A 21,283-nucleotide genomic window follows, 5' to 3' on the forward strand; every position below is an offset into this window, starting at 1 on the left:
AAAATCCCCTCCATTAATTTTTTATATAAGTTATATCAAGCCTTCTTTTGTATCTTAAAAGTACATCAATAAAGCTATCATAGAATATAATTGAAAAAATAAAGCTACCTCCTCCATGTAAAATATCAAATGTTAATCCTGACAGATAAGCCATGATAACACTTTGTATTGTAATTGGTTTTACAAAGCCCAACACATACCAAAAATTCATGATCCAATCAAACATAAATCCATAGATAAAACATATAATTGAAAATTTTATGGCACTTACTCTTTTTCCTTTTCTACCCCAAATACCAGAGATAATTCCCACAAGTCCCCAAGAAAACATCTGCCATGGTGTCCATGGTCCCTGTCCAAAAAATATATTAGACAAAAATGCTGATGTACTCCCAATAAGAAATCCTTCATAGGGTCCAAATACAAAACCTGATAATGCCACAAGGAATGTTACCGGTTTCACATTTGGTATAGGAGCAAATGCAATCCTAGATAGTGCAGTAAATGCACTTAGAGTTGCAATTACTGCAATCTCCTTTGTACCCAGCATACTTTTCTCAAAGTAAAAATAACTTAAAAACAGTATTCCCAAAACCCCCAATGTAGAAAGTAAAGCAAAACTATTTTGTATATCCTTTTGCAGTGTAAGTATCATAAGAACTAAAATAATAAGGGATGTTATTATTAAACTAATTTTTTTCATTTGCTTGTCCCTCTTTTAGTAAATATTTTTTTCCTTCATCAAGTGTAAAAATCTTCTCATTTACATTCTTAAAAAGTTTATTTATGGAAGTTGTATAGTAAATTCCATGGCTTAGTACCTCATCTCTACTTCCTATTGATACTACTTCTCCATTAAACATAAGGGCAAAATTTTTGCAAAAATCACAGGCAAAATCTACATCATGGGTGACCATAACTATTGTAGTTCCATTATTATTTAAATTTTTAAGAACCCTACCTAATTTATTTTTAACTTCAAGGTCAAGGCCTCTTGTTGGCTCATCAATGAGAAGTATTTTAGGCTTCATCACCAATATAGAACCTATGGCTACCCTCTGTTTTTGACCTCCACTTAAATCCCTTGGATTTTTATCCATAAGTTCATAAATATCTAAATCTTTTAAAACCTTTTCTAATTCTTCCTTATCAAAGGAATTATAATTATCCATTGTAAACTTTAATTCTTCATACACCGTTGATTTTGATATATAATCATTTGGATTCTGTGATACATATCCAATGATACTTGCCATCTTATTAACAGTTAATTTTTTCACTTCATTACCAAATACCTTAATACTACCTTTATACTCTTTAAGCCCAATAAGAGAATTTAAAAGTGTACTCTTACCGGCCCCATTTGCTCCCATAATACCTATGAAATCTCCATTTTCAATATTTAATGAAAGATCTTTTATGGCATGAATTGAATGAAAATAGCAATTTAATTTTTCTATTTCTATTGCATTATTACCATATTCGCAGGCTTGTTTCTTAATATAATTTTTATCTGTTTTTGAATCTAAACACTCTAATCCAATGTCAGAATATTTATCATCGATTTTACATCTAGTTTCTTTGAAATCATTAGGCATGGCATCCCATGAAAGTTTTTTTGTTAACTTCAAATAATCAGGTAAAAAATTAAAAACTTCTTCCTTAGATTCTTTATAAAAATCATACCTACTATTATAAAAATTAACTTTACCCTCATTCATATAGGCAATCTTATCAGCTATATCAAACCATTTATTTACTCGCTGCTCTATAACTATTATTGTTATTCCCAATTCTTCATTTATTTTTCTAATTAGATTCACAATGCTTTCTGCCGCAGAAACATCAAGCTGAGAGGAAGGTTCATCAAAAATAATACATTTTGGCAAATATGCCACTGCAGAGGCTATTGCAACCTTTTGCTTTTGCCCTCCTGATAAAGTTGTTATATCTCTTTCTGCCAGGTCAGTTATTCCTATAAACTCCATGACCTCCCATACACGTCTCTTAATTGTTGATTCACTTACCCCTATATTTTCAAGTCCAAAAGCAATCTCTCGGTGAACCTTATTCATCATTAATTGCTTCTCTGGATCCTGAAAAACCATTGTAACTGTCTTTGCCCTTTCGCTATGGCTCATCTCTTCTAGCGATACTCCATCAATGATAATTCCTCCTGATATGGTACCACCGTAAAAATGAGGAACAGCACCTGTAATTGATTTAGCTAAAGTTGATTTTCCTGAACCCGATTTCCCAACTACTAATAAAACATCTCCTCTACCTAATCCTAAATTTATGTTATTTAAAGATTTCTTTCCTTCTAGAGGATATGAATAACTTAAATTTTCAATCTCTATATATTCCATTGTCTTTCTCCCTACTATATTTTAAAATTAATAATGTAATAGCTAGAATTATCACAAATATTGATGTTGTTCCATAGTTAAATATATTTACTAGACTTATCCCATCATATATTTTGAAATCAACAGCTCCTTTATATTGAGCAAATATATATACTATTAATAAAACTCCGCTTAAAACCATAATAGAAATATCTTTTTTTCTAAACTTCTGTCTGTCATAGGTACTTCTTTCATTACTTAAAAATCCTCTAACAAAAGCTGCTTCCCCTATATCGAAAGAACTTTCCATAGAATTTTCAAGTAATATTGACAATACTGGAACATAGCTTTTAGTCATTTCTCTTGAACTCTTTTTATTAAAATCAACTCCTCTAATTGTATAAATTTCTTTAAGTTTATTTAATCTATCTCTAAGACCAGGAACTAACTTAAAAGCAATAACCAGAGTTAAAGTTGATTTTGGCATCTTGCTTGAAAAATATGAAATTGCCCTATCTGAATCAATAATAAATTCAAAGGATATAAAGAGACTGGCCACTGCAAATAACTTAAGTGCCATTGTTAATGCGTATATCAAAGCCTCCAAGGTAAATTTTTTACTTCCAATTTGAAGTAAAACCATACTACCTTGTGTAACAAATATCATATTTAGAAGAATTATAAATATGGCAAAGGGTATAAAATAAACTAAAACTTTTTTTAATTTATATGTGTTTCCGCTATATATGAATAATGAAAATATATAAAAATATAGAGAGAAAACCACTGCTGGATTATCATTAGAAAAAATTATTATTATTAATGATAAAAATAAAATAATATATGTTAAAACATGAAAATCAAACTTTCTTATTTTAAAACTCAATTTTTCGCCTCCTTTTAATAAATATTAATTTACTACTTATTTCGAATAAATTTAAACGTAAAAAAAGTCCATTTAACTCTAAGTTAAATGGACTTAAATAACATCATAATTACCAATCATATACATCATAAAAATATATAAATACAAAGAATATATTAAAAATATATTTATGTATACATATGTATATAAATATCTTGTGTTACACCACTCCATTCTCCGCAGAGTTTACGTGTTAAAACACAGGCAGGTCTTCTGACTCAGGTTTCATGGTTTTTGTACACCTTCCCAGTTTCCCAGTGGTATAAGTACAAAACTCCACCTTTACAGCGGCGGGACCGTGTAGGATTTACACCTACTTCCCTTTTAATTGATAAAATCAAACCTATATTTCATTATTTACTTTTTATTCATTTTCGCAAATTTTACAAATATGATTATACTACAACAAATATTTACATTCAAGGGGCAAAAGTCAATTGTGAGTAAAATATATTATTTTTAATACTTAATTCCATCCCAGTACATGGTTTCTTGAACAATAGTTTTATCCGATAGATTAACTCCTTCCATTGCCCACTTTTTAAATTCTGGGAATCCTGTTCTATCTACAATATATCCTATATGCTCCTTACCACCTGGGGCATCCTTATCTATATATTCCTTAACATAGTTATAAGTATTACAGATAATTTTTATGATACTTTCCTCATCTACCCAAGCTATAAAATCTTTTGCCATACGTGGATTTTTCTTTCCTGTTCTACCTAAAAGAACAAGCTTGTAATATTTTTCTCTACTTCTAGTCCATGCATCCGTCGGACACGCTATTACACACTCTCCACATCCTATACACTTTTTGTGATCACGTTGAATTTTATAGTTATTCATAGTTAATGCTCCAGTGGATTTCCTTGTACATGCTTTTACGCAAGCTCCGCAGGATACACATTTATTCATATCATATTGTGGTTCGGTCATTCCTATTATTCCAAAGTCATTTAATCTAACTTTTGCGCAGTCATTAGAGCACCCTGTTAATGCCACTTTAAAGTGTAGGTCATTTGGGAATATAGCCTTTTCTATCTTTTTAGCAAACTCTGTTGTATTGTAATTAGCATATGGACAGATATTGTTTCCTACACATGCAGATATATTCCTAGTTCCAGCTGCAGAATAACCCATGCCTTCATCTACTTGATTAATTTCTAATCCTTCGATGATTGGTTGTAGTAAAGCATTTACTTTATCTATATCTTCAAATCTAATACCAGGTACTTCAAATCCTTGTCTCGTAGTAATGTTTACAGTTCCATCACCATATTTTTCTGCAATCTCTTGAACCATAGATAAATACTTAGCATCCATCTTCCCCCCTGGAACACGAATTCTTGATGCAGTAAATCCTCTTGTTTTTGTAACTCTAAAGGCATTCTTTTTAAGTTTTTTAGTGTTTATATCCATATCCTCACCTCCAATTAATCTATTAGCTCTTTACCCTTTGTATAGTTAAATACAGGGCCATCTAAGCAAATATAAGTATCATCTATTTTACAGTGTCCACATTTTCCAATTCCACAACACATTTTTCTCTCTTGAGAAATCCAAATATTCTTCTCTGGAATTCCTCTCTTTAAGAATTCTGCCACAGTAAATTTCATCATGATTGGTGGTCCTACTACAACTACTTGTACATCATTAATATCGTTTATATCCATATCAGGAATATACTTAGTCACCATTCCCACATTCCCTTTATAATTCTCGTCTGCTTTATCTACAGTAAGAATTAGGTCTATAGTATTCTTCCATCTCTCCACATCATCTTTAAATAAAACATCTTCTGGTGATTTAAATCCACAAATTAAAGAAAAGTTTTTAGCATCCTGTGGATTATTAGCAAAGTAGTCCACAATTCCTCTTACTGGAGAAAGCCCTGTACCACCTGCCACTACTACAACCTCATGATCCTTGTAAGTTTCTATATCAAAACCATTTCCATAAGGTCCTCTTAAAAACAATTTATCTCCTACATAGTTACTGAATATTTCATCGGTAACCTTTCCTACCTTACGTATTGTTAAATTAACAGTATCTTTTCCAATACCACTTACTGATATAGGTGCTTCTCCATACTTAGGTAGAGATACTTCAAAGAATTGGCCTGGTTTTACATCTCCAACATAGCTCATTCTAAAGGTATACTCAATTTCTGTATGTTGTATTACTTCTTTTATTTCTGAAATAAAAGGTATATATTCATTTTTATTCATCTACTTCACCTCATCACATGCTGATTGCAATTTATTGATACAGTTACTAAATGAAATGTATTCTGGGCATATATCATCACATCTACCACAGCCTACACACATATGGTAACCCCATTTTTTCTTGTAATCATATACTTTGTGTAATACCTTAAAGCGCATTCTTTGACCTTTCTTTTGTCTGAAACTATGACCTCCAGCCATGTCAGTAAATCCATCCACTTGACATGAGGCCCATACTCTTCTACGCTCTCCAACTTTACTATTATCTTGATAAAAAATATCTTGCATAGTAAAGCAAGTACATGTAGGACAGACAAAATTACAACGACCACAAGCAATACATCTTTGATTATATTCATCCCAAATAGTTGATTTCATAACATCTAAAGTAATTTCTTTTGGAATGTTAACGCTAACATTATTTTCAGTAACGTATTCTGGTTCTACATTTAAAGTTTCAGCATTTTCACCTTTTAATAGAATGTCAAAAAGTTCACATTTACTATCAAAATAAATCTCATCATTATCTACTTTAATATATCCATCATAGTTATCTGATTTATTAGTTCCCATGTCTACACAAAAACAATTTTCGAAGGTTGTTTCACATCCCATTAATATAAATTTTGTGTTTTCTCTAAGTCTCTTATAATAGTAGTCTTCAAAGCCATTTCTTAAATATATATCATCCATTCTTCTTACAGCATTTAAATCGCAGCTTCTTAAAAATACTATAGAACCTTTAGACTTAGGTGCTGCTTCTTTAACCTCATCTTCAGTAAAATAAAATAGTGTTTCAGATTGTGGTAATAATACTTCCTTAAAGGAAAAATGAGATTTTTCATTAAATACTACATCCTGAATTTTAGATATTTCTCCATACCTAACTCTGTATGTATCAGAGAAATTTGCACCACCCTCGATTAATACAGGAGCGTATACTTTATATTCTGATGAGAGCTCTTTTAAAACTTTATTAAACTTGTCTAAGCATAATTTGTAACCCATAATTCACCTCTAATTTACTTTTTTTCTCTTGATATCATATAATATGGAAGAGCCACAAATAAAATACCTCCAACCATATTTCCAAGTGTTACAACTAGAATATTATATATATATCCACCTATAGTGACATAAGCATCAAAAGGTGATAATAAACCTATAGTTAATACAGTCATATTAGCAACACTGTGCTCAAAACCTACAGTAATAAATATAAATAAACACCAGAATATCATGATAAGTTTTGCAACTTCCTCTTTGCATTTAAATCCACACCAAACTGCTAAACAAACTAAGATATTACAGAATACAGAACGGAAAAATAGTGGTATTAATGGCATTGTCATCTTCACTTCTGATGCCTTTGCAATATACTCACCTACACTCCCTGTAGCTAATCCTGTTAATTTAAACATTATCCCTGCTATAATGGAGCCTAATAGATTTCCTAAAAAACATACTATCCATAGTTTCACAGTACTTTTCCACTGTACATCTTTATTAAAAGATGCTGATGCTAGTACAAAATTGTTTCCAGTAAATAATTCTGCACCTGCCATTACTACTAGACTCAGTGCTCCACCAAAGGATAGTCCCATGATAATCTTTGTAGCACCCGAACCTGCTGCTGTTAAGTGACCTCCTATTGTAAAAATAAGCATAGAAGCTAATCCTACAAATAATCCTGCTAACATAGAAGAAATGAAATATCCTATTGGATTTTCATTTAACATCTGAATTTTAGATTTACCTGCTACACACACTTTGTTAAAATCTCCACAAACCATAGTAAACCCCTTCCACTTTTTAATATTATAGCTTCATTATATGCTTGTAAAATTTAAAACACCGTGATTTTAATCACGGTGTTTTAAAATATTCTAAAAGTTTTTCTTCATCTTTTATTATAAATTTCTTATTGCTATATTCAATTAACCCCAGCTCACTAAGTTCTTTACATGCCCTTGATATGGTCTCTCTTTGAGCTCCAAATAAGTCCGCTAGATAAGTTATACTAATTTCCATGTCTATTAGTATGCCATTATTTAATGGTACTCCATAATCTCGTCCTAGCTTCCAAAGCTTTGATGCAACTCTTTTTCCCATACTTAAAACTCCAGTAGTATTTTTAAACTGCCTATACATCCTTCTTACTTTTAAGGATAAAGAATATAGTACAATTTTTGTAAGTTCAAAGTTCTCTTCCATTACCTGTAAAAGTTCTACAGTGTTACAATGCATTATTTGAGAATCCTCTATAGTTTCACAATTTATAGATGAGGTAGAATTTTGTAATATAACTTCATTTATAAAATCGCCTTCCCCCAATATGAATATAACCTTTTTTTGACCTTTTTCATTAAACTTATATAGTGAAGCTTTTCCCTTTAATACAATATATATATTATCTACAATATCCTTATCCCTAAATAGTACCTTCGCCTTTTCATACCTATTAACTCTAATAATATTAGATAACTTTCTTAAAATATTCTCATCTAACCCATTAAAACCTGGGAGTTTCTTCAACTCTTCTAACTTAACATATCTCATTTCCTAAATTACCCCAATCATTTTTAATTGTTTTATCACCCATATCTTATATATATTTTTTTAAAATTTATTTATACAAATATATTACATATTTCTTCTTAATTATATATTAACAAATATGTTTATTAAAAACATTACACTTTAATTGAAAATAGTTCTCAATTGCATTGACATATGTAAAATATTATAGTAATATGAATTTATTGATAATAGTTATCAATAACTATTAAATCCTTAATCTTTTATATTTATCTTATATAGGAAATTTCCTTCAAATTACTTCAGAAGGACTTTTCCTATTTTTTGTCCTTTTAAGTTCTATACTTTAAATTATATTTTTAACATCCTTTATTATATAGTATATATCTTTAACCATATAAACTACAAAACTCTATATTGAATGAAGAAAGTTATCAAAAAATAAAAAGTATACCTAGCTTCTAAAACCACTTAGGTATACCCACTAAAATAATAAGAAATGTAATATATCCTACTATCATAACTATTCTTTTATATGACAAATCAAACTCTTCACAACCATAATAAATATTTCCTTTATAGCCTCTACTATTAATTCCATCCTTAATTTCTTTCCAACGTTTTAAAGTATTAATAAAAAGTAAAGCAGCAAGACTTCCTGAATCCTTAACCTTATTCTTAAAGCCACCGAATGCACCTCTACATAACATACCCTTTCGTAATGTTTGAAATTCATCATCTATAAGTATTAAAAATCTCTCCATAGATTTTCCTATATCACAAATATCTCTAAGCCAATTTATCTTAGAGAATATATAAAATACATGATCTGTAGGTGTTGTTAAAGTTAAAAAACTAACTGATACCCCTCCAGACACTGCCTTTAATATAAGTATTAAAGTACTATACAATCCATAATCAAATACAAAAGTTATAGAAGAAACTAAAGCAAATAAAAAAGTTGCCTCTACAAAGTGTTTTACTATATGCATAGGGTTCTTATAAACAATGTGAAGCACAAGAAAAACCATTATATTTATAACCAAAGGATAGCACTTAGTACTAAAACTAAGTGCTATTATTGGTAATATACATAAAATTATTTTCTCTATAGGATGAACATTTGCTAATTTACTTAGCTTTGAATATGAAAGTACTGTCCTTAACATTCTTTCACTTTTCCACCTACATTAGTCTTAGCTCCCTTATTCTTTGAAGCTCCTTTTTTAACACCAATGTAGTATCCTATGAATCCAGCTCCAATTGCTGCTTGTAAACAGAAAAGAAAGCTTTCAATTTCCCCTGATGGTGGTTCCCACATAGGAGCTGCCCATGGCTCATAATTTCCATTCAACTCTTGAATTTTAACTTCAATTTCTCCATCGGCACCATTAAATTCACCATTTCTACCTAAGAATAAAGATCCTACCACAATTGCTATGCATAATAAAATTAATCCTATATTTTTTTTCATATTATCTTACACCTCCAACTTCTAATAACTCCTCAGAGGCATGTTTTTCTATAAAGTCAAATATCATAACAGTTATTATTCCTTCTACTATAGCAAGTGGAACTTGAGTTATAGCAAATATTGATACAAACTTTATAAATGCCGCAGCAAATCCACCTGTAGTAGCTGGGAATGCAAGTCCAAGTTGAATGGATGTAACTAGGTATGTTGCTAAGTCTCCTAAGGCCGCTCCTAAAAATATTGCCATCTTTCTATTTTTATTTTTAAATAATTTATAAACTCCAAAGGCTACTATTGGCCCTGCAATACCCATAGATAGAACATTAGCTCCTAAAGTTGTTAACCCTCCATGAGCTAGGAAAAGTGCTTGGAATAAAAGAACTACTATTGAAACCACAGACATAGCAAATGGTCCAAATATCATTGCTCCAAGACCTGTTCCTGTTGGATGTGATGAACTTCCTGTAACTGAAGGTAGTTTCATTGCTGATAATACAAATGCAAAAGCTCCAATCAATGCTAAAAGCATTTTTAAATCCTTGCTACTCATTGTTTTTCTTCTTATATCTCTAATTCCTAATGCTACAAATGGAATGCATGCTACAAAATAAAAAGCACACCAAGCCATTGGTAAAAACCCTTCTGCAATATGCATACCATAAGCTAATTTAGGCACTGTAAACATTAATGCTAATGCCCATATAAATACAAATGATTTTTTAGCAATACTTGATTTATTCATAATTTTTCCCCCTTATATTTAGTAAAAATGATTTAATTTAAATATAATACCGCTAGCAATGTTTATATTTAAATTTCTATATATTTAACTGTAGCTAAATAATGTGATTATAAATAATATACTTAATGTGCACTTTAAATATATTAATTTAACATCTATAACATAACTTTATGTTTTGGATAATAAAAGTTACCCCCACCGTCACCCGAGTCTTTTATTTGACCTTGAAATGTTATTAAAAATTTTCTTTGTTGCTACAGATATAGTGACATAATTCTTCTTCTTCATTAAAGACTTTACCGTAATCCATGGTCTTTCTTTCTACCACTAAAACTTTAATTCCCATGTCTATGGCAGCCTTTATTTTTTCATAAGTTCCACCTTGTGGCCCACTATCCTTTGTTATTAGTGCCTTACCATCATATTCTTTTATAAAAGCTCTGTTTAACTCATAACCAATAGGTCCTTTTATGAATATTAAATCCTCTACTCTAACACCTAGAGCAAAGACTTCCTCCATAACTTTTAAAGATGGCAACACTCTATGGACTATTCTATTTTCAAGTTTTAACTCTAGTATCTTATCTATATTTCTACTTCCTGTAGTATTTAAAATACATCCATCTATATCTTTTAGGGCTTCTCCTAATTCTTCATAGGTTGGCACCTCTATTATCAAATCATTTTTAGGTAATGTGTCTAGAGTACTTTTTCTTTCATATCTTACATACTCTATGCCCATGTCCTTTGCTATCTTCATAACTGTTCCACTTATTTGAACTGCATAGGGATGAGATGCATCTACAATTACCCTTACACCACTTTTCATAAATAATGTTTTTAACTCTTCATAAACTAACGGTTTATCATTTAATATTTTATATTTATAATCCACTAAAAGCTCTCCACCATATGTGGTAGCTGTGGATACTAAAATGTTATCTGTATATTTATTTAGATGGGAAAGAATTACCTTTCCCTCTGATGTACCTACTATTAAAGCTATCATTGTAATTCTCCCCCTAAATGCCTACTTGTTTTCTAATTTATATCCTCTTGGAGTTATAAATAATCCATCTTTTATATAACTCTTAGTGTTTCCTATAATAACCATAGTCATCATATCTACTATAGAATCATCAAAAGTTCCTATAGTGCAAACTGTAGCTTCTTGACCTTCTCTTAAAGCATGCTTCACTATAGCCACTGGTGTGTCTTCATTTCTATATTCCTTTATTATATCTATTGCTTCTCTTAAGTAGTGAGGTCTTCCTTTACTCTTTGGATTATAAAGAGATATTATAAAATCACCCTCTGCTGCAAGCTTAACTCTCTTCTTTATATCTTCATAAGGAGTCATTAAATCACTTAAGCTTATGTTACAGTTATCATGCATAAGTGGAGCTCCAACTATTGATCCTGCTGAAGATGATGCTGTAACCCCTGGGATTACCTCTACTTCTTCATCCCTTTTCATTTCAAGAATTAACCCAGCCATACCATATATTCCAGCATCTCCTGTACTTACTACAGCTACTGTTCCTTCACTAGTTAATCTTAAAGCTTCCTGGCATCTTGCTTCTTCACCCATCATTCCTGTAGAATAAACCTTCTTACCATCTAAAAGTGGCTTTATCATTTCTATATACTTTGTGTATCCTACTACTATATCACTTTCTTCTATAGCCTTTACAGCTTTAATTGTCATATAATCCAGTCCTCCTGGACCGATTCCTACTACATATAATTTTCCCATTATTTTTCCTCCATTATCAGTAGACTAACTTTCCAATACAAAGGGTTATCCCTTCAAAGCTAATTTTATCTGTAAGTAACTCTCCCCCTGCTAGTTCAACACACGGTTCACAAACAGCTCTTACACCTATAGATTTCTTAACAAAATCACTGCCCTTGTATTTATGCTCTATTTCTTCTATTTCTTTTAAAGAATGAATCTCCATTGGACAGTTTAAAAATTCACTTAAAGCAATTAATGCCTGTTCATTCTTTTTAACTTCCACTGTAGAAATAGTTTTAATCGATCTTAAATCTATATTATATTTCTTTAAAGTATCCACAACAAAGTTTTTAACTTTGTCATTATCCACATCTTTTCTACATCCCATGCCTAATATGATATTTCTTCTTATGAGTTTAAGGTGAATTAAGCCGTCAACCTGTGATAAGTTATCCACATCTATTTTATTAGATACTGTAACTATACCCTTCATATCTTCTGAAGGTATTACATATCCCTTTGGCATTTTTATTTTACTTTCATCGTCTAAAAAACCAACTTTAGCTTTATCAACTAACTTTGCAGCTATATCTTTAGCTATTTTCATATCATCTATAATCAGATTATTATTCTTAGCAATCATATCCGGCGCATCAATTCCCATGCTATCTGTGGCTGTAGTTATAACTGGTGTAGTCTTAAGAATTTCTGATACTTTTAAAGCAAGCTCATTAGCTCCTCCAAGATGTCCTCCAGCGAGACTTATGGCAAATCTGCTTTCACAGTCTACAACTACCACTGCTGGGTCTTTATCCTTTCCCTTTAAAAAAGGTGCTATTCCTCTTACTGCTATACCTGTAGATGAGATAAAAATTATTCCATCTACAGTATTCATAAGCTCTTCACATACAGATTTCAGTTTGAAGTTTTTATTATTGTAACTAGAGTAAAGCTTCAATTCTAAAGTTTCACTTAGCTTTTTTGCAATATTATCTCCTTGTCTTGTTACAGACACCACTGCTAACTTCATAACTCTCCTACTTTCTAGAATTATAAATTCTAAGAATTATTTTTGTCCTTCTCTAAACATATGAGTAAAGGATTTATCATATAAAAGACTCTTATCATAGTCACAATTTATAAAGTCCCCTACTAATATTTGAGCACATTTAGTGATTCCCGCTTCTTTAACTTTTTCTGCTATATCATCTAAAGTTCCAATTATAGCTCTTTCATCTTCCCAAGTAGCTCTTTCAACTACAGCTATATTAACATTTCTTCCATAACCTTTTCTTAATTTTGCAACAACCTTATCTATCATGCTAATAGATAGGAATATTGCCATAGATGCTCCAATTGACGCAAGTTTTTCTAAGCTTTCTGTTTCTGGCACTGGAGTTCTTCCCTCTACTCTAGTTAATATTACAGTTTGGGTTACTGATGGAAGTGTAAATTCCTTCTTTATAACAGATGCTGCTGCTGTAAATGAGCTAACTCCCGGAATTACCTTGTACTCAATATTTAATTTATCAAGTTCATCCATTTGTTCTTTAATAGCTCCATAGATAGCTGGATCTCCTGTATGAAGTCTTACTACCATTTTGTTTTCTTTTTCAGCTCTTTCCATAACTTCAATAACTTGTTCTAAAGTCATAGATGCTGAATTATGTATTTCACACCCAGCCTTACAATAATTCATATGCTCCTTGCTTACAAGGGAGCCTGCATATATAACTACATCTGCTTTTGTTAATGTATCTCTTCCCTTTACTGTAATTAACTCTGCATCTCCTGGACCCGCTCCTATAAAATAAACCATTCTTCTTCCTCCTTAATCTCTGTTTGCTATTATAAGTGACATGTATTCTTTATTATCTAAAATATCTTCTCTCTTATGTAAAATCTCTTGCCCTTCTCTTCCAGCTTTTTTTATATATACATAGTTAAAGCCTTTTTCATCAAGAACGTCTAATACTTCTTCTTCTCTTTTATAGACCTTCATTATAACTACATACTTTTCATCCTTTATATCTGAAACTCTGCTAGCTGGGGTAATAAGTAATGGTTCATCACCTATAACTAGTGGTTTTTGTGCAAGACTAGCACTAGCACAGAAAGAAGTTATCCCTGGAATTGTTTCAACTTCAAATCCATGCTCTTCTATATATTTCAGTAAATATATATAGGTACTATAAACAAATGGGTCTCCTAGCGTTAAGAAGGCTACATTCTTTCCTTCCTTAAGCTTCTCTTCTATAGCTTTAAATGCTTCATAGATTTTTTCTTCTTGGTCTTCTCCACCCATTGGAAATTGCTTTATCATAACTTCTTTATCCTCTGATATAAAGTCCTCTGCAATCCCTAAAGCTATACTTTTTCCACCTTTCATAGCACTTGGCGAAACAATTACTTCACACATTTCTATAGTTTTAACTGCCTTTAAGGTTAACAGCTCTTTATCTCCTGGTCCTACTCCAACTCCATATAACTTTGCCATCTATCTCACTCCTCTATTTCTACTATGCAATAATGTTTCTAACTCTTATAGGCCTCTACAATAAAAATTGGATTATATCCAAATAACATATAACTTTGGCCTCTTGTTTTACTTACTCCAACTTGAGTACAGCTTATTTTCATATTTAATTCTTTTAAAGTACTCATTGCTTTATATACATTATCAATGGTTATAAAATTTAAAACCATTACTCCATTATCTTCAAGAATGCTATGGCATCTCTCAATTATTTTTTCAAGATTTCCACCACTACCTCCAATAAAAATGCTGTTAAACTTTTCCTTAATAGAATCTAAAGCTTCAACAGCTTCCCCTTCTATAACTTCTAGATTATCACAACTAAATTTATCTTTATTTTTATAGATTACCTCTAAGGCTTCTTCATCTCTCTCTATAGCAACTACTCTACCATGGCTACAAAGTTTACTTCCTTGAATTGATATGGAACCAGTTCCCGCTCCCACATCTAAAAGTTTAGAATTTTCCTCTAAGTTAAGTTTTACTACACTTAGAATTCTAATTTCCTCCTTTGTCATAGGACAGTTTCCTCTTATAAACTCTTCGTCTTTTATATATTTCATTTAAATTTCCTCCACTACAAAGACACTTAAAGAAGAAAACTCCTTCTTCATTATCTCCTCTGGTGTACCAACAGTTATCTTCTCATCTTCATAGGATAGGTTTTCTCCTACCCATATATTACAACTTATATTCTCTTCAAATAACTTACTTGCTAAAGCTTTAGGGGAATTTTTACTATCTGTTAAGAATATACAAGCACTATTTTCTTTAACTAGAGCTAGAAAATCTTCTTCTCTTCCATGAACACTTCCTAAAAATTTACCATTCCAACTCTTTCCTATCTTACTCATTAAATATTGAAAGGAACTGAGGCCTGGTACTATTTCTACGTTATACTCTTCTAAATTTCTCTTTATATAATCTGTAACTCCATAAAAACAAGGGTCTCCCGATGCAATTATAGATATTTTTTTGCTAGGATTTTCTTCTACTATCTTTAGAATATCTGATAAAGTCTTAACTACTGCTTTATTTGTATTTATAAAGTCTATACTCTCTAGAGCTCTAGAAAATCCTACTACCATATCACTATTTTCTAAAGTTTCAACAGCCTTTGGAAGTATATAATCTCTACTTCCCGGTCCAAGTCCTACTACATATATCATCTTTTCACCCCTATAGTGTTGTAGCCAATATCTTAGGATTAGTTGCACCCCAATACATAACCACATCACATTTAAGTTCATCGTAGCTATAAAGTTCCATTCTCTTCTTTACTTTATCTACAATAGTCTTATATATCTCACTATACTCACCATTTAAAGCTTTTATAGCTCCCTCGGTAGTCTTTTCATCATATATATTTCTAATTAAATCATGTGGAGCTCCTGCTAATGCTAACTCTAAAGCTATTACTTCTAGCCTTACATCACATACTCTGCTATGAGTGTTAAAGCTTCCAGCAGATATCTTACATATCTTACCTATATGACCTATTATAATTATTTCTTTAACTTCACAGCTAACACAACATTCTATTGCAAAACCAACAAAGTTTGATATTATAGCCACCTGATCTATAGAATATCCCATAGACTCTGCAACCTTTTCTCCCATATTACCAAAGGCTAATATAAGAGATTTATTTTTTAAAGCCTTCTGTGTTATCTCAATTTTTATTGATTCTTTAATTGACTCCTCAGACATAGGATAAACAATCCCTGTAGTTCCTAATATGGATATCCCTCCTACTATGTTTAACCTAGGATTAAAGGTTTTCTTAGCTACTTCTTCTCCCCTTGGTACAAATATAGTAATAGTAACTCCTTCATCTTCTGGAAGTACACTGCTTACCTCTTGTTCTATCATGAGTCTAGGTACTGGATTGATAGCAGCTTCACCCTTTTCAATATAGAGTCCTTCGCCATTAACTACTCCTACACCTTTTCCACCTTTTAAAATATATCTTTCTTCACCTTTTTCAGCTCTTGCCCATATAGGTAATCCGTGGGTAGCATCTATGTCATCTCCACCATCTTTTATAATGGAACATTCTACATAATCCTCACCTAAAATAACTTCATCTATAACTAAGTTTAAAGTTATTCCCTTTGGTGTATTAATCTCTATTTCTTTAATTTTTTTACCAGTAAAAAGCATGTAGGTAGCTGCCTTAGCAGCTGCTGCTGCACAAGACCCTGTAGTATAACCACATCTTAACTTTTTACCATTACTGTTAACATATAAATCTAGCATTCTAATACCTTCTTTATTAGGCATCTGAAAATAAATAACAAATTTATTTTTTGAAGATGCCTTATCTTTCTACTAACATATACATAAGGGCATTGACTATAGCTGCTGCTACTGCACTTCCGCCCTTTCTTCCTCTAACTGTCATCATAGACACATCTTTTACTTTCTCTATTTCTTCTTTTGATTCAGCTGCCCCCACAAATCCTATTGGAGCTCCTATAATAAATTTACAATTAGACTTTCCTGATTCAATAAACTCTTTAAGTTTAAATAAAGCCGTTGGAGCATTTCCAAACACAAAGAATTCCACTCCATCTCCTACCGCTTTTTCTACTGCAGCCATCGAACGAGTTATTCCTCTTTCCTTTGCTATCTCTGCAACTTCTGGTTCTGATACATAACATACAACCTTACAATTTAATTTTTCTAAAGCTCTTTTATTTATTCCTGAAAGTGCCATATTAGTATCTGTATATATAGTTGTTCCCTTTTTTAGAATCTCTAGGGCCGTATCTATAGCATCATCTGACATATAGACTAAATTCTTATATTCAAAATCTGCTGTGGTATGAATAACTCTCTTAATTATAGAGAGCTCTCTATCATCGAAATTATGAGGCCCCATTTCTTCTCCTATAATTTCAAAACTTCTTTTTTCTATGTCCATTGGTATTTTTATATAATCCATTTTTCCTCCTACTTAAGGAAATAACTTTTCCTTGATAAATTTTTATTTTTAATTTATATTTATTTAATTAAATTCTTTAAAAAATTAATATTAGAAAAGAAATGTATGTGTCCATAGGCTGCTAAAACATTATTTTTTACATACCCACACTTCCACTTCTTTGTGGTTCCATCGTAGGATTTCTTTTCCAATTCATATATTTCTTCTTCTCTTAAATTCACCAGTGATTTATGGAATTCATGACAATTAATTATCATATCTTTTTGCACTATAGAATTTTCTTCTGATATCTTTATAGTTGCATATCCAAAATTATTAAGCTTTCCAGTCATATAAGATGTTCCATTAAAGAAACCTACTGTTTCAACTCCATCTATGCTCTCTGTAAGATACATAAGTCCACCACATTCTGCATAGCATTTTACTCCACTATTTAAGACTTCTCTTATACTATTTAACATAGATTTATTAGAAGATAACTCTTCCTTGAATACTTCTGGGTATCCTCCACCTATATATATAAAATCTACATCCTTTGGCAATTCCTTATCTTTTAGAGGGCTAAAATACTCAACGTGTCCCATTTCCTCTAAAAGCTCAATATTCTCTTTATAGTAAAAGCTAAATGCTTTATCATAAGCTACTGCAATCTTTAAATCTCTGTTTTCGACGTGAAAATCTTCACTGTTAGTAGCCTTAATACCTGAAGTTCTAAATTCTTTTATAAGACTATCTACATCCACATACTCTTCCATAAGGCTACTGCATAACTCTATCTTCTTTGATAAATCTTCAACCTCGCTACTCTGTACAAGTCCTAAATGCCTACTTTTTAAAGCTAACCTATCATCCTTAGGTATGTATCCAAAAACCTTGATTCCTTTACAGTTTACTTCAATAGCTTTTTTCAAAAGGTTATAGTAACTTCCACTAATATTATTAAGTATTACCCCTACTATGTTCACATCTTCATAATTTCTTAAGCCTTCTATTTCAGCACATAAAGTAGCTGATTGAGCTTTTGGAGATAGTACTAACACTACAGGCAAATCTAAAGTTCTAGATACATGAGCTGTAGAGAAATTAGTATCTATGCCTTTTCCATCATAAAGCCCCATAACTCCTTCAATAATTCCTACATCACCTCGACCTCTTAAATAGCTCTCTTTAACCCCTGTTTCTCCCATTAGAAATAAATCTAAGTTTCTTGTAGCTACTCCAGTTATTTCTCTATGGAAGGCTGGATCTATGTAATCTGGTCCAACTTTATATCCTTGAACCTTATATCCTCTATTTATAAGGGTTTTCATAAGTGCTAATGTAACAGTGGTCTTTCCTCCGCCACTACTATTTGAAGAAACTATTATACTATTCATAATTAACTCCTTTACGGTGTTTTCTTTGTATCTCCTAAATGAAGATATTTATTATCTATTACGTCCTGTACATGATTTACATATATATGTCTGAACTTTTCAATCTCACCTAAACCATGAAGATATATGTCTACTTTAATTCCAGCTTCTTCTAATATAGTTTTCCATGAATCTTCTTCATCAGAGGCCATATCATTAGTGGCATGATCTCCAGCTACTAACATAAGTGGTGCTAACTTAACATGATCAATACCTTTTCTTTTAAGAATCTCCACTATCATATCTACGGTAGGATATCCTTCTACAGTTCCAACATATACATTGTCATAATTTAAATAAGTAAATACACTTTGAAGGGCTACAAAGGCCGAGTTAGCTGGATGATTACTTCCATGTCCCATAAATACCATGGTCTTATCCTTTTGTATAATTTCTTTTATAGCATCTATAAATACCTCATAATCATTAGGAGTTTCTTCTCCTCCTTGGAAGTGAAGTGCTGGCCTACCTACTTTTATAGACTTAAATTTATTACTTGCTTTAAACTTATCAACTACTAATCTAACATATTGGAACTCTTCTCCTGGTATTATATGAAGTGGTTGAACTATAACTTCCTCATATCCCTCTTTATACAGTTGTTCTAAAGCTTCCTCAGGAGTAGGTATAATTATTCCATCTCTATTTTTTATCTTTCTTATTATCATATGCGCTGTAAAAGCTCTCATAACATGATACTCTTTAAATCTTTCTCTTATTTCATCTTCAATCTTTTCTATAGTTAATTTTAATGTATCCTTATAGGTAGTTCCAAAACTTACTACTAATATAGCCTTTTTCATCCTAGTTCCTCCAAATTTAATAAATTAGTGCAAAATAAAACCCCTACCCAAAAGGTAGAGGTTAAAATTCAATTTAACTACACAACATAATTATAATTTGTAATATAAGTACAAACTAAACTATTAACTCCCTTCCCTCCGAAGTGTCATATCTATGCTTTAGGCAGGTCTCCTGACTCACGTATCATCCTCCATCTCACCTTCCCAGAAATACACTCCAGTGGTTTTTCTATGAGATTTCGTCTCCGTACACAGTAGCGGGGGCTGTAGTGGAATTTAACCACTTTCCCTATTAAACATAATGTACCTAAAACTATACTTTATTCAATTTAAATCAACATATTATTTGCTGTTTCTTTTTAATTCACTTTAATTATACCTTATGATTTAATTTAATTCAATATCAATACACCAGTATTTATAAAATAGTATAATATATTCATGATAAAATAATGTTATACTATTTAAATAGTATTATGTATTAGTGATAATTATTCTAATTTTTAATATATTTTTGAGGTATAGATATGGTTTTTGTTTATATATTAAGATGTAGCGACAATACTTTATATACAGGGTGGACAACTAATTTAGGTAGAAGGCTTAAATGCCATAATAGCGGTAAGGGCGCTAAATACACCAGATGCAGATTACCTGTAGAAATTGTATACTATGAAAATTTACCTGACAAATCTTCAGCTTTAAAAAGAGAATGTGAAATAAAAAAACTTTCTAGAGCAGAAAAACTTATTCTTATAGAAAAATAATACAACTAATTTAATTATATTAATTTCATATGTTATAATGTTAAATTAGCTTATATTTTTGTTATGTTTTTGAAATATTATATATGAAATATATTTATTCTTATTTTAGTTACTTTCAAAAATAACATGGAGGGAAACCTATGAAAAATACAAAACTTTCTTTTGCTTTATTTTTCAAGTGGATATTTAGAGCAATTTTATTAGTGCTATTTATTTATTACTCAATTGTAAAAGTGGGTAATAACGCCAATTATATTATCAATATTCTAATAATTTTTGTCACTTCTTTTATACCAGATATAACTTTAAATTTATTTAAAGTTAAAATGTCTAATTTACCTGATTTTCTATTACAATTCTTTATATTTTTAGCTCTACTTTTAGGCCGAATGTATAATATGTACTCAATACTACCTTGGTGGGACTTATTTCTTCATTTTGCTTCAGGTGTTCTTTTAGGATTTTTAGCTTTAGCTATTTTAAAGCCCCTTATAGGTGAAAGTAATCTTAAAATCTTACCACCATTATTTATAGGTATATATATATTACTCTTTACGATTTCTGGAGCTGCTCTATGGGAATTTTGGGAATTTGCGGGAGATCAACTGTTTGGGTTTGATTCTCAGCTTAATAGTCTTATGGATACTATGACTGATATGATAGTTGGTTCTTTAAGTGGAGTTATACTATCTATAATGGGATTTTTACACATGAAAAATGGCTCATTCAAATTTTTAGATGAATTTATTAATGCCGTTACAAAATTACACAAATAAGACTAACTACTTATAATTTAAAGCAAAAGACCAAGGCTTTAAA

24 protein-coding genes and 2 riboswitches are annotated in these 21,283 nt (G+C 31.0%); of the genes, 2 read left to right on the plus strand and 22 right to left on the minus strand.

Translation table 11 applies throughout. The features are described from left to right. Positions 1-13: 13 nt before the first annotated feature. The 22 genes from ABDZ93_RS06570 to ABDZ93_RS06675 form a co-directional block, all read right to left on the minus strand. The gene (locus tag ABDZ93_RS06570) at positions 14-703 is read right to left on the minus strand and encodes an ECF transporter S component (protein WP_343824836.1); all 690 of its coding nucleotides are present in this window, start codon (positions 701-703) and stop codon (positions 14-16) included. Further along, on the minus strand, positions 690-2,369 hold the full coding sequence (locus ABDZ93_RS06575; protein ID WP_343824838.1) for an ABC transporter ATP-binding protein: 1,680 nt from the start codon (positions 2,367-2,369) through the stop codon (positions 690-692). The genes ABDZ93_RS06570 and ABDZ93_RS06575 overlap by 14 nt, the downstream gene beginning before the upstream one ends. Continuing rightward, positions 2,350-3,234, minus strand: coding sequence for an energy-coupling factor transporter transmembrane component T (locus ABDZ93_RS06580; protein ID WP_343824840.1), 885 nt, complete (start codon positions 3,232-3,234; stop codon positions 2,350-2,352). The genes ABDZ93_RS06575 and ABDZ93_RS06580 overlap by 20 nt, the downstream gene beginning before the upstream one ends. A 225-nt stretch (positions 3,235-3,459) precedes the next feature. Then, a riboswitch (cobalamin riboswitch) is annotated at positions 3,460-3,635 on the minus strand. 97 nt (positions 3,636-3,732) lie between these two features. Next, positions 3,733-4,695, minus strand: a complete 963-nt coding sequence (gene asrC / locus ABDZ93_RS06585; protein ID WP_343824842.1) for a sulfite reductase subunit C — start codon at positions 4,693-4,695, stop codon at positions 3,733-3,735. Positions 4,696-4,709: 14 nt separating this feature from the next. Continuing rightward, on the minus strand, positions 4,710-5,504 hold the full coding sequence (gene asrB / locus ABDZ93_RS06590) for an anaerobic sulfite reductase subunit AsrB (protein WP_343824844.1): 795 nt from the start codon (positions 5,502-5,504) through the stop codon (positions 4,710-4,712). After that, a complete protein-coding gene (gene asrA, locus ABDZ93_RS06595; protein WP_343824846.1) occupies positions 5,505-6,512 on the minus strand; it encodes an anaerobic sulfite reductase subunit AsrA in 1,008 nt (335 codons plus the stop codon). A gap of 14 nt (positions 6,513-6,526) precedes the next feature. Further along, positions 6,527-7,297, minus strand: a complete 771-nt coding sequence (locus tag ABDZ93_RS06600) for a formate/nitrite transporter family protein (RefSeq protein ID WP_343824848.1) — start codon at positions 7,295-7,297, stop codon at positions 6,527-6,529. 73 nt (positions 7,298-7,370) lie between these two features. Next, complete coding sequence (locus tag ABDZ93_RS06605; protein ID WP_343824850.1) at positions 7,371-8,063, minus strand: Crp/Fnr family transcriptional regulator; 693 nt, start codon at positions 8,061-8,063, stop codon at positions 7,371-7,373. Positions 8,064-8,503: 440 nt separating this feature from the next. Continuing rightward, positions 8,504-9,211 carry a CbiQ family ECF transporter T component gene (locus ABDZ93_RS06610; RefSeq protein WP_343824852.1) on the minus strand — a complete coding sequence of 236 codons (708 nt, stop codon included), beginning with the start codon at positions 9,209-9,211 and terminating at the stop codon, positions 8,504-8,506. Continuing rightward, positions 9,205-9,516 carry an energy-coupling factor ABC transporter substrate-binding protein gene (locus tag ABDZ93_RS06615; RefSeq protein ID WP_343824853.1) on the minus strand — a complete coding sequence of 104 codons (312 nt, stop codon included), beginning with the start codon at positions 9,514-9,516 and terminating at the stop codon, positions 9,205-9,207. The genes ABDZ93_RS06610 and ABDZ93_RS06615 overlap by 7 nt, the downstream gene beginning before the upstream one ends. Position 9,517: 1 nt before the next feature. Further along, positions 9,518-10,258 (minus strand): energy-coupling factor ABC transporter permease, encoded by a 741-nt coding sequence (locus tag ABDZ93_RS06620; protein WP_343824854.1) that lies wholly within the window; start codon positions 10,256-10,258, stop codon positions 9,518-9,520. A gap of 235 nt (positions 10,259-10,493) precedes the next feature. Continuing rightward, positions 10,494-11,267, minus strand: a complete 774-nt coding sequence (locus ABDZ93_RS06625; RefSeq protein ID WP_343824855.1) for a cobalt-precorrin-6A reductase — start codon at positions 11,265-11,267, stop codon at positions 10,494-10,496. A gap of 21 nt (positions 11,268-11,288) precedes the next feature. Further along, positions 11,289-12,014, minus strand: a complete 726-nt coding sequence (cobJ, locus tag ABDZ93_RS06630; protein ID WP_343824856.1) for a precorrin-3B C(17)-methyltransferase — start codon at positions 12,012-12,014, stop codon at positions 11,289-11,291. Between the two features lie 16 nt (positions 12,015-12,030). After that, a complete protein-coding gene (gene cbiG, locus ABDZ93_RS06635) occupies positions 12,031-13,026 on the minus strand; it encodes a cobalt-precorrin 5A hydrolase (protein ID WP_343824858.1) in 996 nt (331 codons plus the stop codon). Positions 13,027-13,062: 36 nt separating this feature from the next. Further along, positions 13,063-13,815, minus strand: coding sequence for a precorrin-4 C(11)-methyltransferase (gene cobM / locus ABDZ93_RS06640; RefSeq protein WP_343824859.1), 753 nt, complete (start codon positions 13,813-13,815; stop codon positions 13,063-13,065). Positions 13,816-13,827: 12 nt separating this feature from the next. Beyond that, on the minus strand, positions 13,828-14,493 hold the full coding sequence (locus ABDZ93_RS06645) for a cobalt-factor II C(20)-methyltransferase (protein ID WP_150844095.1): 666 nt from the start codon (positions 14,491-14,493) through the stop codon (positions 13,828-13,830). Positions 14,494-14,531: 38 nt separating this feature from the next. Next, positions 14,532-15,095 carry a precorrin-6Y C5,15-methyltransferase (decarboxylating) subunit CbiT gene (gene cbiT, locus ABDZ93_RS06650; RefSeq protein WP_343824862.1) on the minus strand — a complete coding sequence of 188 codons (564 nt, stop codon included), beginning with the start codon at positions 15,093-15,095 and terminating at the stop codon, positions 14,532-14,534. Next, complete coding sequence (cbiE, locus tag ABDZ93_RS06655) at positions 15,096-15,701, minus strand: precorrin-6y C5,15-methyltransferase (decarboxylating) subunit CbiE (protein WP_343824864.1); 606 nt, start codon at positions 15,699-15,701, stop codon at positions 15,096-15,098. A 10-nt stretch (positions 15,702-15,711) separates the two neighbouring features. Further along, positions 15,712-16,791 (minus strand): cobalt-precorrin-5B (C(1))-methyltransferase CbiD, encoded by a 1,080-nt coding sequence (gene cbiD / locus ABDZ93_RS06660; RefSeq protein WP_343824865.1) that lies wholly within the window; start codon positions 16,789-16,791, stop codon positions 15,712-15,714. 61 nt (positions 16,792-16,852) lie between these two features. After that, positions 16,853-17,479, minus strand: coding sequence for a precorrin-8X methylmutase (locus ABDZ93_RS06665; protein ID WP_343824866.1), 627 nt, complete (start codon positions 17,477-17,479; stop codon positions 16,853-16,855). 59 nt (positions 17,480-17,538) lie between these two features. Then, on the minus strand, positions 17,539-18,855 hold the full coding sequence (locus tag ABDZ93_RS06670) for a cobyrinic acid a,c-diamide synthase CobB (protein ID WP_343824868.1): 1,317 nt from the start codon (positions 18,853-18,855) through the stop codon (positions 17,539-17,541). An 11-nt stretch (positions 18,856-18,866) separates the two neighbouring features. After that, complete coding sequence (locus tag ABDZ93_RS06675; protein WP_343824870.1) at positions 18,867-19,697, minus strand: sirohydrochlorin cobaltochelatase; 831 nt, start codon at positions 19,695-19,697, stop codon at positions 18,867-18,869. A gap of 145 nt (positions 19,698-19,842) precedes the next feature. Then, positions 19,843-20,023: riboswitch (cobalamin riboswitch) on the minus strand. Between the two features lie 201 nt (positions 20,024-20,224). Here ABDZ93_RS06675 and ABDZ93_RS06680 point away from each other — a divergent pair. After that, on the plus strand, positions 20,225-20,464 hold the full coding sequence (locus ABDZ93_RS06680) for a GIY-YIG nuclease family protein (protein ID WP_343824872.1): 240 nt from the start codon (positions 20,225-20,227) through the stop codon (positions 20,462-20,464). A gap of 140 nt (positions 20,465-20,604) precedes the next feature. Continuing rightward, positions 20,605-21,240: a DUF2238 domain-containing protein gene (locus tag ABDZ93_RS06685; protein ID WP_343824874.1), complete on the plus strand. Its 636-nt coding sequence runs from the start codon at positions 20,605-20,607 to the stop codon at positions 21,238-21,240. Positions 21,241-21,283 lie beyond the last annotated feature (43 nt).

The sequence above is a fragment of the Clostridium subterminale genome (assembly GCF_039521425.1).
Classification (GTDB): Bacteria; Bacillota; Clostridia; order Clostridiales; family Clostridiaceae; genus Clostridium_J; species Clostridium_J subterminale.

What these genes read in the sequence shown, in the direction of transcription:
- ABDZ93_RS06605 (WP_343824850.1), bottom strand. Translation starts at nt 8,063, where the DNA reads ATGAGATATGTTAAGTTAGAAGAGTTGAAGAAACTCCCAGGTTTTAAT.
- cbiE (WP_343824864.1), bottom strand. Translation starts at nt 15,701, where the DNA reads ATGATATATGTAGTAGGACTTGGACCGGGAAGTAGAGATTATATACTT.
- ABDZ93_RS06675 (WP_343824870.1), bottom strand. Translation starts at nt 19,697, where the DNA reads ATGAAAAAGGCTATATTAGTAGTAAGTTTTGGAACTACCTATAAGGAT.
- ABDZ93_RS06665 (WP_343824866.1), bottom strand. Translation starts at nt 17,479, where the DNA reads ATGGATTATATAAAAATACCAATGGACATAGAAAAAAGAAGTTTTGAA.
- ABDZ93_RS06615 (WP_343824853.1), bottom strand. Translation starts at nt 9,516, where the DNA reads ATGAAAAAAAATATAGGATTAATTTTATTATGCATAGCAATTGTGGTA.
- ABDZ93_RS06620 (WP_343824854.1), bottom strand. Translation starts at nt 10,258, where the DNA reads ATGAATAAATCAAGTATTGCTAAAAAATCATTTGTATTTATATGGGCA.
- ABDZ93_RS06685 (WP_343824874.1), top strand. Translation starts at nt 20,605, where the DNA reads ATGAAAAATACAAAACTTTCTTTTGCTTTATTTTTCAAGTGGATATTT.
- asrC (WP_343824842.1), bottom strand. Translation starts at nt 4,695, where the DNA reads ATGGATATAAACACTAAAAAACTTAAAAAGAATGCCTTTAGAGTTACA.
- cbiT (WP_343824862.1), bottom strand. Translation starts at nt 15,095, where the DNA reads ATGAAATATATAAAAGACGAAGAGTTTATAAGAGGAAACTGTCCTATG.
- asrA (WP_343824846.1), bottom strand. Translation starts at nt 6,512, where the DNA reads ATGGGTTACAAATTATGCTTAGACAAGTTTAATAAAGTTTTAAAAGAG.
- ABDZ93_RS06575 (WP_343824838.1), bottom strand. Translation starts at nt 2,369, where the DNA reads ATGGAATATATAGAGATTGAAAATTTAAGTTATTCATATCCTCTAGAA.
- ABDZ93_RS06600 (WP_343824848.1), bottom strand. Translation starts at nt 7,297, where the DNA reads ATGGTTTGTGGAGATTTTAACAAAGTGTGTGTAGCAGGTAAATCTAAA.
- cobM (WP_343824859.1), bottom strand. Translation starts at nt 13,815, where the DNA reads ATGGTTTATTTTATAGGAGCGGGTCCAGGAGATGCAGAGTTAATTACA.
- cbiD (WP_343824865.1), bottom strand. Translation starts at nt 16,791, where the DNA reads ATGCTAGATTTATATGTTAACAGTAATGGTAAAAAGTTAAGATGTGGT.
- ABDZ93_RS06645 (WP_150844095.1), bottom strand. Translation starts at nt 14,493, where the DNA reads ATGGCAAAGTTATATGGAGTTGGAGTAGGACCAGGAGATAAAGAGCTG.
- ABDZ93_RS06625 (WP_343824855.1), bottom strand. Translation starts at nt 11,267, where the DNA reads ATGATAGCTTTAATAGTAGGTACATCAGAGGGAAAGGTAATTCTTTCC.
- ABDZ93_RS06570 (WP_343824836.1), bottom strand. Translation starts at nt 703, where the DNA reads ATGAAAAAAATTAGTTTAATAATAACATCCCTTATTATTTTAGTTCTT.
- asrB (WP_343824844.1), bottom strand. Translation starts at nt 5,504, where the DNA reads ATGAATAAAAATGAATATATACCTTTTATTTCAGAAATAAAAGAAGTA.
- ABDZ93_RS06670 (WP_343824868.1), bottom strand. Translation starts at nt 18,855, where the DNA reads ATGAATAGTATAATAGTTTCTTCAAATAGTAGTGGCGGAGGAAAGACC.
- ABDZ93_RS06680 (WP_343824872.1), top strand. Translation starts at nt 20,225, where the DNA reads ATGGTTTTTGTTTATATATTAAGATGTAGCGACAATACTTTATATACA.
- cbiG (WP_343824858.1), bottom strand. Translation starts at nt 13,026, where the DNA reads ATGAAGTTAGCAGTGGTGTCTGTAACAAGACAAGGAGATAATATTGCA.
- ABDZ93_RS06610 (WP_343824852.1), bottom strand. Translation starts at nt 9,211, where the DNA reads ATGTTAAGGACAGTACTTTCATATTCAAAGCTAAGTAAATTAGCAAAT.
- cobJ (WP_343824856.1), bottom strand. Translation starts at nt 12,014, where the DNA reads ATGGGAAAATTATATGTAGTAGGAATCGGTCCAGGAGGACTGGATTAT.